Source organism: Frigoribacterium sp. Leaf172 (genome assembly GCF_001424285.1).
Lineage (GTDB): Bacteria > Actinomycetota > Actinomycetes > Actinomycetales > Microbacteriaceae > Frigoribacterium.
In genome coordinates, this window is the sequence record NZ_LMPB01000003.1 from 232,921 (window position 1) to 248,314 (window position 15,394).

The 15,394-nt window shown below is 71.4% G+C and carries 18 protein-coding genes; 8 read left to right on the forward strand and 10 right to left on the reverse strand.

Annotated elements, in window-relative coordinates; translation table 11 throughout:
- Nucleotides 1–53: 53 nt before the first annotated feature.
- A complete protein-coding gene (locus ASF89_RS12650; protein WP_055815349.1) occupies nucleotides 54–623 on the reverse strand; it encodes a TetR/AcrR family transcriptional regulator in 570 nt (189 codons plus the stop codon).
- 95 nt (nucleotides 624–718) lie between these two features.
- Between ASF89_RS12650 and ASF89_RS12655 the strand changes: the two genes are divergently transcribed.
- The 3 genes from ASF89_RS12655 to ASF89_RS12665 all read left to right on the forward strand — a co-directional run bounded on the left by ASF89_RS12655 (nucleotide 719) and on the right by ASF89_RS12665 (nucleotide 2,342).
- The gene (locus ASF89_RS12655; protein ID WP_055815351.1) at nucleotides 719–1,033 is read left to right on the forward strand and encodes a multidrug efflux SMR transporter; all 315 of its coding nucleotides are present in this window, start codon (nucleotides 719–721) and stop codon (nucleotides 1,031–1,033) included.
- Nucleotides 1,033–1,395 (forward strand): multidrug efflux SMR transporter, encoded by a 363-nt coding sequence (locus ASF89_RS12660; RefSeq protein ID WP_055815355.1) that lies wholly within the window; start codon nucleotides 1,033–1,035, stop codon nucleotides 1,393–1,395. Before ASF89_RS12655 ends, ASF89_RS12660 begins: the two co-directional genes overlap by 1 nt.
- An 80-nt stretch (nucleotides 1,396–1,475) precedes the next feature.
- Complete coding sequence (locus tag ASF89_RS12665) at nucleotides 1,476–2,342, forward strand: SDR family oxidoreductase (protein WP_055815359.1); 867 nt, start codon at nucleotides 1,476–1,478, stop codon at nucleotides 2,340–2,342.
- Between the two features lie 72 nt (nucleotides 2,343–2,414).
- Here ASF89_RS12665 and ASF89_RS12670 read toward each other — a convergent pair whose 3' ends face one another.
- The 6 genes from ASF89_RS12670 to ASF89_RS12695 form a co-directional block, all read right to left on the reverse strand.
- The gene (locus tag ASF89_RS12670; RefSeq protein ID WP_055815363.1) at nucleotides 2,415–3,722 is read right to left on the reverse strand and encodes an alpha-amylase family glycosyl hydrolase; all 1,308 of its coding nucleotides are present in this window, start codon (nucleotides 3,720–3,722) and stop codon (nucleotides 2,415–2,417) included.
- Between the two features lie 53 nt (nucleotides 3,723–3,775).
- Nucleotides 3,776–4,489 carry a GAF and ANTAR domain-containing protein gene (locus tag ASF89_RS12675; RefSeq protein ID WP_055815366.1) on the reverse strand — a complete coding sequence of 238 codons (714 nt, stop codon included), beginning with the start codon at nucleotides 4,487–4,489 and terminating at the stop codon, nucleotides 3,776–3,778.
- Complete coding sequence (locus ASF89_RS12680) at nucleotides 4,482–5,198, reverse strand: GAF and ANTAR domain-containing protein (RefSeq protein WP_055815369.1); 717 nt, start codon at nucleotides 5,196–5,198, stop codon at nucleotides 4,482–4,484. The genes ASF89_RS12675 and ASF89_RS12680 overlap by 8 nt, the downstream gene beginning before the upstream one ends.
- 87 nt (nucleotides 5,199–5,285) lie before the next feature.
- Complete coding sequence (locus ASF89_RS12685) at nucleotides 5,286–5,567, reverse strand: hypothetical protein (protein ID WP_055795314.1); 282 nt, start codon at nucleotides 5,565–5,567, stop codon at nucleotides 5,286–5,288.
- A gap of 328 nt (nucleotides 5,568–5,895) precedes the next feature.
- On the reverse strand, nucleotides 5,896–7,218 hold the full coding sequence (locus ASF89_RS12690) for a cytochrome P450 (RefSeq protein ID WP_235484124.1): 1,323 nt from the start codon (nucleotides 7,216–7,218) through the stop codon (nucleotides 5,896–5,898).
- A 95-nt stretch (nucleotides 7,219–7,313) separates the two neighbouring features.
- Nucleotides 7,314–7,601, reverse strand: a complete 288-nt coding sequence (locus ASF89_RS12695) for a hypothetical protein (protein WP_055815375.1) — start codon at nucleotides 7,599–7,601, stop codon at nucleotides 7,314–7,316.
- Between the two features lie 225 nt (nucleotides 7,602–7,826).
- On the opposite strand from ASF89_RS12695, the gene ASF89_RS12700 reads away from it, so the two are divergent.
- Together ASF89_RS12700 and ASF89_RS12705 are read left to right on the forward strand one after the other, a co-directional pair.
- A complete protein-coding gene (locus tag ASF89_RS12700) occupies nucleotides 7,827–8,369 on the forward strand; it encodes a PadR family transcriptional regulator (protein ID WP_055815379.1) in 543 nt (180 codons plus the stop codon).
- 5 nt (nucleotides 8,370–8,374) lie between these two features.
- Complete coding sequence (locus tag ASF89_RS12705; RefSeq protein WP_156463413.1) at nucleotides 8,375–10,087, forward strand: AarF/ABC1/UbiB kinase family protein; 1,713 nt, start codon at nucleotides 8,375–8,377, stop codon at nucleotides 10,085–10,087.
- Between the two features lie 76 nt (nucleotides 10,088–10,163).
- On the opposite strand, the gene ASF89_RS12710 is transcribed toward ASF89_RS12705, so the two are convergent.
- Together ASF89_RS12710 and ASF89_RS12715 are read right to left on the reverse strand one after the other, a co-directional pair.
- Nucleotides 10,164–10,871, reverse strand: a complete 708-nt coding sequence (locus ASF89_RS12710; protein WP_055815382.1) for a GAF and ANTAR domain-containing protein — start codon at nucleotides 10,869–10,871, stop codon at nucleotides 10,164–10,166.
- 165 nt (nucleotides 10,872–11,036) lie between these two features.
- Nucleotides 11,037–12,074, reverse strand: coding sequence for a GTP-binding protein (locus ASF89_RS12715; protein ID WP_055815386.1), 1,038 nt, complete (start codon nucleotides 12,072–12,074; stop codon nucleotides 11,037–11,039).
- A 61-nt stretch (nucleotides 12,075–12,135) separates the two neighbouring features.
- Here ASF89_RS12715 and ykgO point away from each other — a divergent pair, with 61 nt between their 5' ends.
- Nucleotides 12,136–12,258: a type B 50S ribosomal protein L36 gene (gene ykgO / locus ASF89_RS12720; protein WP_055795327.1), complete on the forward strand. Its 123-nt coding sequence runs from the start codon at nucleotides 12,136–12,138 to the stop codon at nucleotides 12,256–12,258.
- Between the two features lie 96 nt (nucleotides 12,259–12,354).
- Here the strand turns inward: ykgO and ASF89_RS12725 are convergent, their stop codons facing one another.
- Entirely contained in the window at nucleotides 12,355–13,401 is a 1,047-nt protein-coding gene (locus tag ASF89_RS12725; RefSeq protein ID WP_055815389.1) for an NAD(P)-dependent alcohol dehydrogenase, read from the reverse strand.
- A gap of 369 nt (nucleotides 13,402–13,770) precedes the next feature.
- Here ASF89_RS12725 and ASF89_RS15750 point away from each other — a divergent pair, with 369 nt between their 5' ends.
- Complete coding sequence (locus tag ASF89_RS15750) at nucleotides 13,771–14,028, forward strand: helix-turn-helix domain-containing protein (protein ID WP_055815392.1); 258 nt, start codon at nucleotides 13,771–13,773, stop codon at nucleotides 14,026–14,028.
- A complete protein-coding gene (locus tag ASF89_RS12735) occupies nucleotides 14,025–15,278 on the forward strand; it encodes a HipA domain-containing protein (RefSeq protein ID WP_055815395.1) in 1,254 nt (417 codons plus the stop codon). The genes ASF89_RS15750 and ASF89_RS12735 overlap by 4 nt, the downstream gene beginning before the upstream one ends.
- The last annotated feature ends 116 nt before the right edge of the window (nucleotides 15,279–15,394 follow it).

Sequence of the window (15,394 nt, forward strand, 5' to 3'; positions counted from 1 at the left end):
GGGCCGGCGGGGAGGGCGCGCTCGCCGGGACCGCCGCACCGCGCCTCCGAGGCTCACGTCCGCAGCGAGCCGAGGTGCCGGTCGAGCGCCGCGATCGCCCACGACGCGTCCTGCCCGAGATCGTGGGCGAGCAGATGCAGCGCCAGGCCGTCGACGACCGCGTGCGTCAGATCGAGGTCGACGTCGCTCGGCGAGGCGCCGAGATGGGCGAGCGCCTCGGCGCAGACGTCGCGCACGACGCGGTGACTCAGCTCGTGCGCCTCGCGGAGGGCGGGTTCGGCCGTGGCGAGGGCCATCAGCGAGACGGTGACCTCCATCTCGTCCCGTCGCTCGGCGTCCAGCGGCAGCAGCTCGAGCAGGATCGCGCGGGCGCTGTCGACGCCCCGCGCGGCGCCCGCCGCTCGCACGACCCGCCGCCGGACGCGTTCGACCAGGAGGTGCACGGCCGCGCTCCGGACGCTCGCCTGGGTGGGGAACGTGTACCGCAGCGACGACGGGGGCAGGCCGGCCTCGGCCGCCACCCGGCGCACCGACATCTCGGCCGGGCCGTCGCGGACCAGCACCCGCCAGGCCGCCTCCGACACCACTCGTCGTCGTTCGTCGACATCCATCGTCCGGGGCATCCCCGCATTTTGGCACATCCGTACGAGATCCGTGCTTAGAATGGGCCTCGTGGTCGTACGGTCGTGCGACTATCCACCGGCGAACGGAGCGGCACATGGCCTGGGCACTGCTGATCGTCTCGGGGGTGCTCGAGTCCGTCTGGGCGTCGGCCCTCGGGGCGTCGAAGAACTTCACGAGACGAGGCCCCACGGCGCTGTTCGTCGTCGCGCTCGCCCTGAGCATGGTGGGCCTCGCCCTCGCCATGAACGACATCCCCGTCGGGACGGCCTACGCCGTCTGGGTCGGCATCGGCGCGGTGCTGACGGTCGTCATCGGCGTCGTCCGCGAGCAGGAGGTCCTCACGATCGGCCGCGGCATCCTGCTGGCCCTGCTGATCGGCTGCGTCATCGGCCTCAAGGTGGTCAGCTGATGCCGTGGATCGTGCTCGTCGTCAGCGCCGTGCTCGAGGCCGTCTGGGCGACCGCCCTCGGCCGGAGCGACGGGCTCAGCGTCCTCACGCCGTCGATCGTGTTCTTCGTCGCGCTCGCCGCCTCGATGCTCACCCTCGCCTACGTCACCCGCCACATCCCGATCAGCACCGCCTACGCGATCTGGGCCGGACTCGGCGCGGCGTTCACCGTCACGTACAGCATGCTGACGGGCGGCGAGGCGGTCACGGCCCTGCGGGTGCTGTTCCTCGCCGGCATCGTCGCCAGCGTCGTCGGCCTCAAGCTGCTGAAGCCCCGCCCCGCCGCCGCCGCAGAGGTGGTCGACCAGCCGACGGGTCGCTAGGGTGTGGGCCATGCAGTGCTGCTGAGCCTCCGTCGAGTACCCGCCCCGCGCCTCCTCGGCGCTCGATCGATCGGTTCAGCATGTCCGCAGCTCTGCCCCTCCACGGCAAGACCGCCCTCGTCACCGGCGTCTCACGACGACGCGGCATCGGGTTCGCCGTCGCCACGAAGCTCGCCGCGCTCGGCGCGAGCGTCGTCGTGCAGCACCACCGCCCGCACGACCTCGACCTGCCCTGGGGCGGCGACGACCTCGACGCGGTCCGCGACGGGATCCGCGCGCACCTGACTCCCGGGGCCTCCTTCGCCGACGTCGCCGCCGACCTCGCCGACCCGGAGAGCATCGCCCGCGTGATGAGCGTCGCCACCGAGCTGACCGGGTCGCTCGACGTGCTCGTCTGCAACCACGCCAAGAGCGGCGACGACGGCAGCATCCTCGACATGACCCCCGAGCGCCTCACCGCGTTCTGGGAGGTCGACACGCGCTCGACGCTGCTGCTCACCACCGCGTTCGCCCGTCTGCGGGCACCCCGAGTCGAGACCCCCCGCCGACCCGGCGACCGCATCGTCGGGACCGGCCCCTACGAGGAGGCGCGGGGTCACGTCATCTGGATGACCTCCGGGCAGATCCACGGCGCGATGCGCGGCGAGGTCGCCTACGCCGCGAGCAAGGCGGCGCTCGCCGGGGTGACCCCCACCGTGGCCGCCGAGCTGCTCGAGCTCGGCATCGTGCTGAACACGATCGACCCGGGGCCCGTGAACACCGGCTACCTGGACCCGGAGACGACCGACCGGTCGCTCGACGACCTCGCCGAGCAGCTCGCGAGCACGCCGTTCGGCCGGGTCGGACGACCGGAGGACCCGGCCGAGCTGATCGGCTGGCTCGTCACCTCGGCGGGCAGCTGGGTCGTCGGTCAGGTGCTGACCTCGGATGGCGGCTTCGGGCTCTGACGCGGGCCGGTGCGGCCGGCCCCCCGCTCGCGGTACGGCCGGACGCGCCTCAGCGGCGCGGCCGGACGCGCCTCAGCGGCGTGCGACCACGGCCCAGCCGTGCGGCCCGACCGAGAGCACGTCGCCGTCGAGACCCGCGTCACGCCCGGCGAGCCACTCGCCCAGCGCCGGCTCGGGCACGCGCAGCTCGTCGTCACCCAGATTCAGCGCAACGACGAGCGCCTCGTCCGGCCCGTCCCCGGTGATCTCGAGCACGAGCGTCTCGTTCGAGACCGCGATCGTGCGACTGCGCGCCGTGTGCAGCCAGGGGTGACGGCGTCTCACGCCGATGAGCTCCTGGTGCAGCGCGAGGACCTCGGGGACGGCGCCGGGCACGCCCAGCCCCGGCTCGTCGACCGGCGCCGAGGGGAACGCCGGGCGCACCGCGTCGTCGCCGCCGACCCGCTCCTCCTTCAGGGCCCGGAGCCCCAGTTCGTCGCCGTAGTAGATCGAGGGCGTGCCGCCGAGCGTCAGCAGCAGCGCCACCGCATGATCGTGGTGACGGTCGTCGTCGATCTGGCTGGCGATGCGGGTCACGTCGTGATTGCCGACGAACGTGAGCGGCACGAAGTGCTCGAGGAACCCGTCGTGGCGCTGCAGCGCCCACTCGAGCTCGTGCAGGTTGACGTCGTTCAGCCCATGCCAGACCCCCTGCCACAGCTCGTACTGGGTGACGCTGTCGAGTGCTCCGTCGGCGACGGCCGCGACGTAGTCGCCGTGCAGCACCTCGCCGACGACGTACACGTCGGGGTGGCGTTCGCGCAGCGGCGGCAGCACGGTCGCCCAGAACGCCGAGGGGACCGAGTACGCGGCGTCGAGTCGCCAGGCGTCGGCGCCGCGGTCGCACCAGTACGTGAGCACGTCGGTCACGCGGCGGGCGACCTCGGGCGAGTCGTGGTCGAGCGCGATGAGGCCGCCGTGGCCCTCGAAGGTCGCGAGTCCGCCCTCGTCGTCGCGGCGGAAGAGCGCGGCGGCCGGCGACGACGGGTCGCGTCGCGCCTCGAGCAGGTCGGGGAACTCGGGGCCGACGTGGTTGAAGACCCCGTCGAGCATGACCTGGACGCCCTTGGCATGGGCCGCGTCGATCAGCGTCACGAGATCGGCCTCGGTGCCGAGGCGCGGATCGACGGCGAACCAGTCGATCGTGTCGTAGCCGTGCGTCGACGAGGCGAACACCGGCCCGAGGGCGAGGCCGTTGGCGCCGAGCGCCAGCAGGTGGTCGAGCCAGGGGACGAGATCGAGGAGGCGCGGTGCCGGCGAGCGGTCCGCCCCGGTCGTGTCGGCCCCGACGAAGCCGAGCGGGTAGACGTGCCACCAGATGGTGTGCTTCGAGCTGTTCACCTCTCACACCGTACGTGTCGAGGCCGGACGTCGACCCGACGCCGGCGGCGGGGTCAGAGCGTGATGCGTCGGGAGACGACGTCGCGGGCCACGTCGGCCAGCTTCAGATTGCGGCGCCGGGCATGCGAGCGGAGCGCCTCGAAGGCGTCGTCCGTGCTGACGGACAGCGTCTCGGAGAGCACCCCCTTGGCCTGCTCGATGACGATGCGGCTGCCCAGCGCCTTCTGCAGCTGCTCCTGGACGAGAGCGCTCTGGCGGGCGGTCCGCTCGTGCAGGATGCCCACCGTCGCGACGTCGGCCAGAGCCTGAGCGGCGCGGAGGTCGCGCGGCGCCAACTCGCTCGGCCGGTCGCGCAGCAGGGTGAGCGTGCCGACCGTCTCGGAGCGCAGCCGCAGCGGGATCGCGAACGACGACCGGAAGCCGCGTCGGGTGGCGATCGATTCGTAGTCACGCCATCTCGAGGGCCCGGCGACGAGATCGGTGACCAGGACCGGCTTGCCGCTCGTGAAGCAGTCGAGGCACGGGCCCGCTTGAGAGCCGACCTCGAGGACCTCGACGAGGTCGAGCGATTCGCTCGACGACGCGACGATGTCGAGGGTGCGGTCGTCGTCGGCGAGGAGGATGCCGGCGGCGGAGACGTCGAAGAGCTGGCCGCTCGTCTCGACGACGGTCTGGAGGAGATCGACGACGTCGTACTCGGCGACGAGGGTGTCGGCCAACGTGGTGAAGACGTCGACCAGGTGGGTCTCCCGATCGGTGCTACTCATTGCGGTGCTCCTCGATTCCGAGTTCTGTGGCCGAGAACGAGAGTCGTCCGGCGAGGATCTCGGCCGCGACGTCCGTCACCCGGGCGCCGGTCGAATAGGCATGACCCTGGATGAGCAGGTACGCCTCGTCGACGGTCACGTCGGCCTGGACGAGGACCCGCCCGGTCGCCTGGTGCACGATCCGCCGGGAATGCACCCCGACGGGCTCGGGATCAACGCCGGCGTCGTGCGCCTGTCGTGCGATGCCGTACCGCAGGACGACGCGGCTGACGGCCCGTGCCATGACCCGGGCGTCGTCGACGGCCTCGTCGGGCAGCGGCTCCGCCCGGTCGGAGTACATGTCGATGGCGCCGAGCTCCAGCGGCCCCACCCTCACCGGGAAGACGAACATCGCCCGTACGTCGAGGCTCTGGAGGGCCGCGCCGAAGAGGGGCCAGACCGCCGGGGTCGACGCGCGGGCGTCGGCGAGGATCACGGGCGCGTCGGCGCGCATGGCGTCCCAGCAGGGGCCCTCGCCGAGGTCGAACTGCAGCTCGTCGAGCCGCTCGGCCGTGCCGTCGGTCGCCGTCAGGGTCTCGTTCCCGAGCACGGAGCCCACCGTCGCGACCGAGACGCCGGTCACGGGGAACAGGTCGAGGAACGGCCGGGACAGTGCGTCGCCGTTCGGGGCGCGGGCGATGGCCCGCACCGCCTCGTCGAGCTCGGACATCCCACCCCCTCACGTCGAGACCAAACCTATCGGGTCGCGTCGCCCTGGCGTCCGCGACGTGGAGGGGGTCGGCGTCGAGGGGGTCGGTCAGCTCGGTGGTCCTCCGAACGACCAGTCGAGGTCGTCGAAGTCGGGGTAGGCGACATCGGGCTCGTCGAACCCCTGCGCGAGGTTCTCGACGACCTCGAGCCAGACCTCGGTGAGCGGTGTGACGAGGAGGGACACCCGGCTGCCGGTCGCCGTCTCGAGTTCGACGAAGGCCGTCTCGCCCTCGGAGGCCGCGAGGATCCGGCGCTTGATCTCGGGGAGATCGCTGGTGGGGGCCAGGGCCACGCTGTGCTGGCCGGTGTGCAGGGTGGTGAGAGACATGAGACCTCGTTCGTCTGGTCGCGGTGGGTCGTTCGGGGCGTCGCGTCCGAGGTCTGGAGACGGAGTGGCCTGGTCGAATCCGCAAGGATGTGCAGAGCTGGTGATGGATTCCGGCCCGGACGGGGCCGGAACGGGTGACGCGTGCGGGGGCGGGCCGCGACCCCACGCCCGAGGCCGCGACCCGGCGGCGAGCCGCGCCGCACCGAACTCCCTGCCGCGCCCGGCCTGAGGGCCGTCGCGGTGCCCGTGAAGACTCGATCAGGAAGTGACTCCATCCTGCCCTGGCCGCGGCCCGCGGGCACGGGGTTGACATCGCGCCCGCTCTCCCTCAGCGGCGCGGGGAGCGGCCCCGCGGGAGGTGCACCGGGCAGCGAGGAGCGTCGCCGGTCGCGCGCACCCGCCCGCCGGAGGCGGGCTTCGTCGGCAGGCGACGCCGGTTCACCTCGAGTCCCGTGTCGAGCACGGTGACCCTCGGGTCGCTCAGGGTCGCCACGGCGGCGGCCAGCCCCGCGATGGCGAGCTTCTCGCCGGGGCAGCGGTGGCCGGTGGCGACCCCGGCACCGCCGTGCGGGATGAACGCGGCGATGGCCTCGTAGTCGTCGACTCCGACGAAGCGCTCGGGGTCGAACTCGTCGGCGCGCTCCCACGAGGCGCGGTCGGTGTCCGTGCCGAGGATGTCGAGCACGAGGCGCCCTCCCTCGGGCACGGTGAGTCCGTCGAACTCGACGTCGCGTCGGGTGAGCCCCGGCAGCATCGGCACGAACGGGGCCGTGCGTCGGATCTCCTGCGCGAAGGCGACCGCGAGCGGGCCGTCGACGAGCGAGCCGCGCTCCGCGGTCTCGGCGGCGATGCGCCTCCTCCATTCGGGGCGGTCGTGCAGCTCCTTCGCGGCGAACGCGACGAAGCGGGAGACGGCGATCAGGGGGCGGATGCTGTTCTGCAGCTCGATGCCCGCGAGTCGGGCCGGCAGCAGACGGCCCTCGCGGTCGCGATGCCAGGTCCACTCGAACAGGGCCGTGCCCGCGTCGGGGGTGAGGCGCCCGGCCCGGGTCGACTCGATCAGGCGCTCGGCGTGACGATCCGACCAGCGCCGGTGGAGGGCCGCGAGCAGGTACTCGGGCGAGTAGGGCACCCCGAAGCCGTCGACGATCTGCGCCAGTCGTGCCGACCATCGGGTCTTGGCGGCCGCGGTGCCCGGCAGGCCGGCCCAGCGCATGCCCGCGCGACCGAAGGCGCCGACGGCCGCGTCGTAGGCCGAACGCTCGCCGCCGGCGAGCCACTCGTCGAGCTCGGCGCGCCATTCCCGCTCGAACAGGGGCGTGAGGCGGGCGACCTGCGCGTCGTCGTAGGCGACGTCGACGAAGGTGGCCTTGCGATGACGGTGATCGTCACCGTCGAGGCTGTGCACCGAGCCCTTGCCGAACAACGTGCCCTGCACGATCCCCGGCATCGCGCCGTGGCGGGCGATGACGTCGCCGTCGGAGAAGAGCTCGACGGCCTCCGCTCCTCTCACGAGGAGGGCGTCATCGCCCAGCAGGCCGAGGGGCGCCGCCCGGGCGTCGGGTGCGACCCGATCCCAGATCCGCGAACCGAAGCCGTAGCCGCGGGTCATCAGCGAGAGCGAATCGTCTGTCAATGCACGGAGGATCATGCGGGTCATGGTGCCAGCGACGGGGAGCCGCGGTCCGCCGCCGGAGGGCGCTTGACATCCGGCCCGGCGACGGGCAGGGGCCGGGTGTCGTGACGTCAGACGGCCCGCAGGGCCGAGGGGATGCGCGCCTCCTCGAGCGCGTCGAGGAACACCGCGCGGGCGGCGCGCTCATCGGCGCAGAACTCGATCTCGAGCGGGCGGGCGAGCGTGGTGACCTCGAGCAGGCCGGCGACCACGCAGACGAAGCCGAGCACCGTGGTGGCGTCGTCGTGGGGGAGTCGCGCGTCGACGACCCGCCACTGATCGCGGGCGAGCTCGTCGAAACGGATGTCGCCGTCGGCGAGAGACGAGACGGGGCGGATGGCGCTGGCGGTGATGGTCATGATGCGGTCCCTCGGTCGGCGGCGGGCGAGCTGCTGCGATGATCTCGGGCCCCCATCCGGGGGCGTGCCGCGAGATTATGACTGAGCTTCATTTTCTTGAACGGGATTGCGGCCCCCGCGATCGTGGCCTATAGGGGCGGAACGGGAGCCTGTGCATCGGCCCTGATCCGCACGGACGTCGGGTATATCGTTCGGGTATCGCTCGACCCTCGACAGGAGATCATCATGAGCACTTCGCGTACACCCGGCTCGTTCGGCGTCGACCTCGACGGGATGTGGCAGGCGATGGATCAGCTGCGCTCGACCTTCGATCGCCGTGACGGCGCCCGCGCCCCCCGCGGCGAGGTCCGCGCCGCCATCCTCGCCCTCCTCGCCGAGCGGCCGATGCACGGCTACCAGGTCATCCACGAGATCGACGAGCGCAGCGGCGGCGACTGGAAGCCCAGCGCCGGCTCCGTCTACCCGACCCTGCAGCTCCTCGCCGACGAGGGCCTGATCGTCGCGGAGGAGACCGACGGTCGCAAGGTCTACTCGCTGACCGACTCCGGGCGGGCCGCCGCCGGCGTCGACGCAGCGGACGCCTCCGACCCGTGGGCTCCCCAGCGATCGACGGGCGACCGACGCACCGCGCTGCCCCGGGCCGGGGTCGAACTGGCCCGTGCCACCGCCCAGGTCGGTCGCACCGGCACCTCCGCTCAGGTCGACGAGGCGGTGGCGGTCCTCGACGAGGCCCGCCGTCGCATCTACTCGATCCTCGCCCGAGACTGACGCGGGTGGCGTCGCCCCGTCCCGACGAGGCCGATCATCCGGTGCACGACCGTGCCGGTCGCGCCCGTTACCGCCGAATCCTGCGGTTCGCGTCACGCCACCTGGCGGTGAGCTGGTGGTTCGAGCTCGTGCTGCCCCGCCTCGGTCTGCGCTGGATCGCCGACCGGACGCGCCCGCGTCGGATGCAGCGCTTCGCCCGGGGCTTCCACGTGCTCGCCCTCGACCTCGGCGGTCTGATGATCAAGGTGGGGCAGTACCTGTCGTCGCGCCTCGACGTCCTGCCGCCCGAGATCACGAAAGAGCTGGAGGGTCTGCAGGACGAGGTCACGCCCGTGCCCTTCGCCGAGATCAAGGCGCTCGCCGAGGCCGAGCTGGGGATGCCGCTCGATCGCGTCTTCGCGTCCGTCTCGGCCGAGCCGATCGCGGCCGCGTCGCTCGGTCAGGCGCATCGCGCCACGCTCGGACCCGTCGACTCGGCCGACACCGGCCTCGTCGACGTCGTGCTCAAGGTGCAGCGTCCGGGCATCGACCGGATCGTCGACGTCGACCTGGCCGCGCTCCGGAGGGTCGGCGGCTGGCTCAGTCACGTGCGCCTCGTCTCCGACCGGGTCGACGCCCCCGCGCTCGTCGAGGAGTTCGCCCGCACCAGCCTGGAGGAGATCGACTACCTCAACGAGGCGGCCAACTCGGCGCGGTTCGCCGCGGACTTCGCCGACGACGACCGGGTCGGCGTGCCCGACGTCGTCTGGGAGCGCAGCACCCGACGGATCCTCGTGCTCGAGGACGTCTCGGCCGTCAAGATCACCGACATCGAGGGCCTCCGCGCCGCCGGCATCGACCCCGACGAGGTCGCCCCCGTCTTCGCGGCCGTCATGTTCGACCAGCTCTTCTCGAACGGCTTCTTCCACGCCGATCCGCACCCGGGCAACATCTTCGTCACCCCGATCGAGGCGGCCGACGGCGAACGGCCCTGGCGGCTCACCTTCATCGACTTCGGCATGATGGGCGAGGTGCCGACGGGCACCCGCAACGGCCTGCGGCAGCTGCTGATCGCCGCCGCCTCGCGCGACGGCAGCGGCATGGTGAACGCCATGCGCGACCTCGGGGTGCTGCTGCCGAGCGCCGACACCCGCGAGCTCGAGCGGGCCGTGTCGGCGACCTTCGCCCGTTTCGGCGGCATGGGCTTCGCCGAGCTGCGAGAGGTCGACCCTCGCGAGTACCGCGAGTTCGCCGGCCAGTTCGGCGAGCTGATCCGGTCGCTGCCGTTCCAGCTGCCCGACGACTTCCTGCTCGTCCTGCGGTCGGTGACCCTCACCTCCGGGGTGTCCAGCGCCCTGGATCCGGCCTTCAATCTCTGGGACTCGGTCGAGCCCTACGCCGCGAGACTCGTGCGCGACGAGAGGGGCAACGCGGTGCAGGACGTCGCGCGTCGGGCGCTCGACGCGGCCCAGGTCACGGTGCGGCTGCCCGGTCGGCTCGACCACCTCGTCACGCGGCTGGAGGACGGCACCCTCGAGGTCGGCAGCCCGCGCATCGAACGTCAGCTGAGCCGGATCGAGCGGACGGCGAGGCGCGTGCTGGCCGCCGTGCTCTTCGGCGGCTTGCTGATCGCCGGTGCCGTGCTGAGGGCGGACGACGACGGACTCGGCTCCGTGCTCATGATCGTCTCCATCGTGCCCGGGCTGTACGCCCTGCTCGCCGGACGCCTGCCGGGCTGACGACCCATGCCGGAGCCGGCTCGGACGGGCCGACGCACCCCGGGGGTGCCGCGGCCCGCTGTCGCCTGGGGCAGGATCAGAGCAGGATCTCGCGGCGGACGACGAGCTGCGCGGTCTCCTGCAGAGTGCGGTTGTTCGTCCGGGCGTCGTCGCGGAGCAGCATGAACGCCTGGCCGACGCTGGTGCCGTGCCGCTGGGCGAGGGCACCCTTCGCCTGCTCGATGACGATCCGGCTGTCGAGGGCGCCCTGAAGCTGTGTCGTCAGGGCCTCCTGCCGACGCAGTGCGTTGCGCTCCTGCAGGCTGATGGCCACGACCTGCGCCATGGCCTCGATGAAGCTCCTCTCGTCGTCGTCGAGGCGGCCCTGGGTCCGCAGGAACACGTTGAGTCCGCCGATCGCCCGGCCGTCGACGATCAGTGGCACGGCGAGGGCGGCCCCGAGACCGGAGTCCACGGCGGTGGCGACGAACTCCGGCCAGAGCTCGGTCGCCTCGCGGAGATCGGGCACCTCGATGCTCCGGAGGTCTCGGATGCTGTCGATGCAGGGCCCGCCGCTGGCGCCGATCTGCGCCTCCTCGACGTCGAGGGTGCGCTCCCGCGTCGAGGCGATGGGGCGGAAGGTGTCGTGATCCGCGGCGAGGATCACCGCCGCCTCGACGGCCCGCGTGTGCTCGGTCGTCCCCCGGACGATGACGTCCATGGCGTCCACGATGCCGCCCTCCGCGCTGAGCGATGCCACGAGATCCACGAACAGGCGGGCGATGTCAGCGGGATTGTCGGTCACGGTCTGCGTCTCCGTCGAGGGATGTGATCGGGCGATCGGTGCGTGCCCGATGTCGGCGCCCCTGCGAACGACCCTAGTCACGACGCCGGTCCCGTGACCGTCGTGACGGGCGTGGCCGACCGGAGGGGCGCCTCCTCGGCTGCGGTGCGGGGCGCGGCCGCGGCGTCAGTGCCGGTGCCCCTTCTCGGACCAGGCGGGGAAGGGGTCGGCGAAGTCGCGCCACCCGGCGGGGTCGCCGAGCAGCTCGTCGTCGGTCAGGAGGCACGTGTCGAGATCGCGACGGATGGTCACCACGTCGAGGTCGAGACCGAAGAACGCGATCTGCTGGCCGTGGGGCGAGTCGGGGTGCCAGGACGGCGCCGAGGTCGGGTCGAGGCTCAGCATCTGCCCGACGCTCGACCACGACCCGACGCGGTCGCTGCGGGTGGCGAACTGCGTGAATCCGCGCGATCGCAGCACCGTGCCGACGGTGCCGGGGGCGAAGGTCCGCTCGAGCGCGAGACCGAGGCGCCCCGGGTGGAACGGGCGCTCGTCGCGGTAGACGAACGTGGTGATGGCGCCGTCGTGGTGGTGGTCGGGGGTGTGGTCCGAGAGGGCCTGCATCCAGCCCGCGGCGCCGCCCAGGCGAGCCGCGCCTCCTCGGTGCGAGAGCGACGCGTGCGTCAGCGCCGCGGTCGACACGACGAGCGTCTCGGGTGCGAGGCGGGCGAGCAGGCGCTCGAGCACCCGGAGATCCCCGGCGGGCACGGCGGACGTGTCGGCGACGGCGACGACGGTGGCGTGCTCGACGAGGTCGATCACGTGCTCGGCGGCGAGGAACCGGTCGTCGACGCCGCCCAGCACGAGTTCGGCGAGGTCGACGGCGCTGACCACGGCGACCACGTGCTGCAGCAGCGACTCGCCGCTGGGGTGGCCGAGGTCGGAGTCGAGCAGCGCGCCGAGCAGCAGGGCCGTCGGTCGCACCGGGGTGCCGGGCTCGAGCGTGGCGACGACGTCGATGCGGTCGCCGGCACGGGCCCGGTCGAGCACGAGTCGGTGCACGGCATCGGCGGCCGCGTGGGCGTCGGGTCCGACCGTGACGCGGTGGCTGTCTGGGCCCGCCGCGATGTCGGCGGCGCGATCGACGGGGCCGGCGCCCTGCCCGGCGACGATGGTGACACCCCGGTGTCGGAGGGACGAGGAGGCGCGGGTCGGGTCGGTCATGCCCCTAAGCTAAGTGATAACCGTTCTCACTAACAACTCCTCACCGACTCCTGGAGGCAGCATGAAGGTCCGCAACTCGCTCAAGGCGCTCAAGGCCATCCCCGGGTCGCAGGTGGTCCGCCGCCGCGGTCGCGTCTTCGTTATCAACAAGAAGGACCCGCGCTGGAAGGCGCGCCAGGGCTGACCCGCCCACCCGGCCCGCGCCTCCTCACCGGGAACGCCGGAGGCGCCCCCGCTCGAACGAGCAGGGGCGCCTCCGGACCACCGGACCGGCGACGGGTCAGACGAGGGTGGCCGCGTCGATGACGAAGCGGTAGCGGACGTCCGACTTCAGCACGCGCTCGTAGGCGTCGTTGATGCCGTCGGCGCCGATCAGCTCGGTCTCGGGGACGATGCCGTGCTCGGCGCAGAAGTCGAGCATCTCCTGCGTCTCGCGGATGCCGCCGATGGCGGAGCCCGCCCAGCTGCGACGAGCGGGGATCAGCGCGAACGCGGGCACCTCGAGCGGCTCCGACGGAGCGCCGACGTTGATGAGCGTGCCGTCGACGGCAAGGAGCCCGAGGTACGCGCCCATGTCGATCTTCGCCGAGACGGTGTTGATGATGATGTCGAACGAGTTCGCCAGATCGGTGAAGGTCTGCTCATCGCTGGTCGCGTGGTGCGCCTTCGCGCCGAAACGCAGCGAGTCGTCCTTCTTCGAGGTGGTCTGCGACAGGACCGTGACCTCGGCGCCGAGCGCCGCGGCGATCTTGACGCCCATGTGGCCGAGTCCACCCATGCCGACGATGGCGACCTTCGTGCCCTCGGTCACGCCCCAGTGGTGCAGGGGCGAGTACAGCGTGATGCCGGCGCAGAGCAGCGGCGCGACCTTGTCGTAGTCGAGCGACTCGGGCACGCGCAGCACGAAGTCCTCGGTGACGACGACGGCCTGCGAGTAGCCGCCCTGCGTGATGGTGCCGTCGGCCGGGTCGACCGCGCCGTAGGTGCCGGTGTTGCCCTTCGCGCAGTACTGCTCGTCGCCGCGCTGGCAGTACTCGCACTCGCCGCACGAGTTCACCATGCAGCCGACGCCGACCCGGTCGCCGACCTTGTGCTTCGTGACCTCGGAGCCGACCTCCGAGACGGTGCCGACGATCTCGTGCCCGACGACCTGTGGGTACTGGATCTCGCCCCACTCGCCGCGGACGGTGTGGATGTCGCTGTGGCAGATGCCGGCGTAGGCGATGTCGATCATGACGTCCTTCGGGCCGACGTCGCGGCGCTCGATGGTGGTCTTGACGAGGGGCTCGGTGGCGGACGGTGCCGCGTAGGCGTTGACGGTGCGCATGGTTCTCCTGGGTGGTGGGTTCGGTTCGGGGGGATGAGGGGCGGGTCGGAACACGGTGCTCGACGACGGGCTCTCCGTCTCTGACGTTACGCTCCCGCGCCGACCGTGGGTGGCCCTGACAGGGCCCCCCGAGGCGACGGCCTGCAGGAGGCGCGGTGGAGTCCGACCGGCACCGGGCCTCCTGCGGGTGGGCCGGTAGGGCGGCTGATGGCGGCAGATGCCCCAGGGATGCCGATGTACGATTTCCACGATATCCCAAAAAGAACGATTTTTGCGACTTTTCAGGGTGTACGATTTATACGACTTGCTCATAATTACGATTATTCGTACATCTGCGAATGTACGATTTCCGGGACACAGGAGGCAGACATGGCCGATGCGATCTATTCCGTGGTGCAGCTCGGTGCTCTGCTGCGGAACGAGAGACAAAGGCGACACCTCACCCAGGCAGCTGCCGCGAAGGCAGCCGGCGTCGAACGCCAGTGGCTGAGCAGACTCGAATCCGGCAAAGCTCCTGGCGCGTCGATCTCGGCAGTGATCGAAGTCCTGGAATCCCTCGACCTCCGACTCGCAGTTCAGGCAGGCCCTGCCGAGGACGAGTCGCGCCTGTTCGGGGGCGACTGGTGAGAGAGCTCATCGCATACATCAACGGTGATCGTGCCGGTGTCTTCCGTCAGACCGACGGCGGGCAGAACGAGTTCACCTACGACGACTCTGCTTCGACGGCGGACACACCCATGTCGATGACCATGCCCATCGTCCCTGGTGGCATGTACAAGAACAAGGTCGTCAGACCGTTCCTCAAAGGGCTGCTGCCCGACAACGGCGACACCTTGGACGGGCTCGCACGAACGTTCCACACGTCGACGGACCCCTTCGCTCTCCTCCGACACATCGGGCGGGACACCGCGGGAGCGCTGCAACTCCTTCCGCCGGGCGGCGAGTCCGACGACGCCGCGAAGAGCACCGGGGACATCATGTGGTTCAGCGACGACGATTTCGAGGAGCTCATCGCCGACATCGTGAAGGATGCTGGCGCGTGGCAACGAGACCGTGACGACATCCGCTGGAGCCTCGCCGGCGCACAACCCAAGGTTGCCCTCCACCGCGACGATGCGACAGGCGCCTGGGGAGTACCACGGGATGCCACGCCGACCACCCACATCCTGAAACCGTCGGGGCCTGGTTCTCGACACGACGTGAACGAATTCGTCACCATGCGCGCCGCGAAGAACCTGGGGCTTCGTGTGGCCGACCACGATGTCATGACGACGTCCCGGGGGCATCACGTCTTCGTCAGCAAGCGCTACGACCGCGAGAAGACCCCGAACGGGCCCGGGCGCGTCCATCAAGAAGACCTGGCCCAAGCTCTGGGAGTCGACCCGGCGAACAAGTACCAGAGTGACGGTGGCCCCGGCGTGGGCGAGATCGCCGCACTGTTCCGCAGACTGCGACCACGGGCACGTGACGAGGCGCGTCGCCGGTTCTTCGAAGCGCTGGTGTTCGCGGTCGCCTCGGTCAACACCGACGCCCACGCGAAGAACTACTCGATGCTGCACTCCGGCCCCGCGTCCAGGCTCGCACCGCTGTACGACCTGGGGTCGAACGTCCTGTATGACGGCGCGCAGGTCGTGGAGTCCGCGATGACCATCGGTGGCGAACGGCGCATGGACGGCATCGGCACCCGACACTTCGTGAAAGCGGCCACGAACATCGGCATCCCCGAGGACGAAGCTCTGCAGGTGGTCGACCGGATTCGAGGCGGAGTCTCGCAGGCATTCGCCGAGGCAGCGGACGACGCTCCCGAGGGGGACGAGGGCACCGCGAGGGACATCGCGGACGGCATCGCGCGAATGGCGACCGCGAAGGGGTGGTGACCGGGCCTCCTGCGGGTGGGCCGTCCGAGCGGCGGCCCCCGTGAGACACGCCTCCGGGTGGGAAAGTGCCCTGACTAGCGACACGGCTCGCACGGTGCGGCGCGTAGCAAGGATCA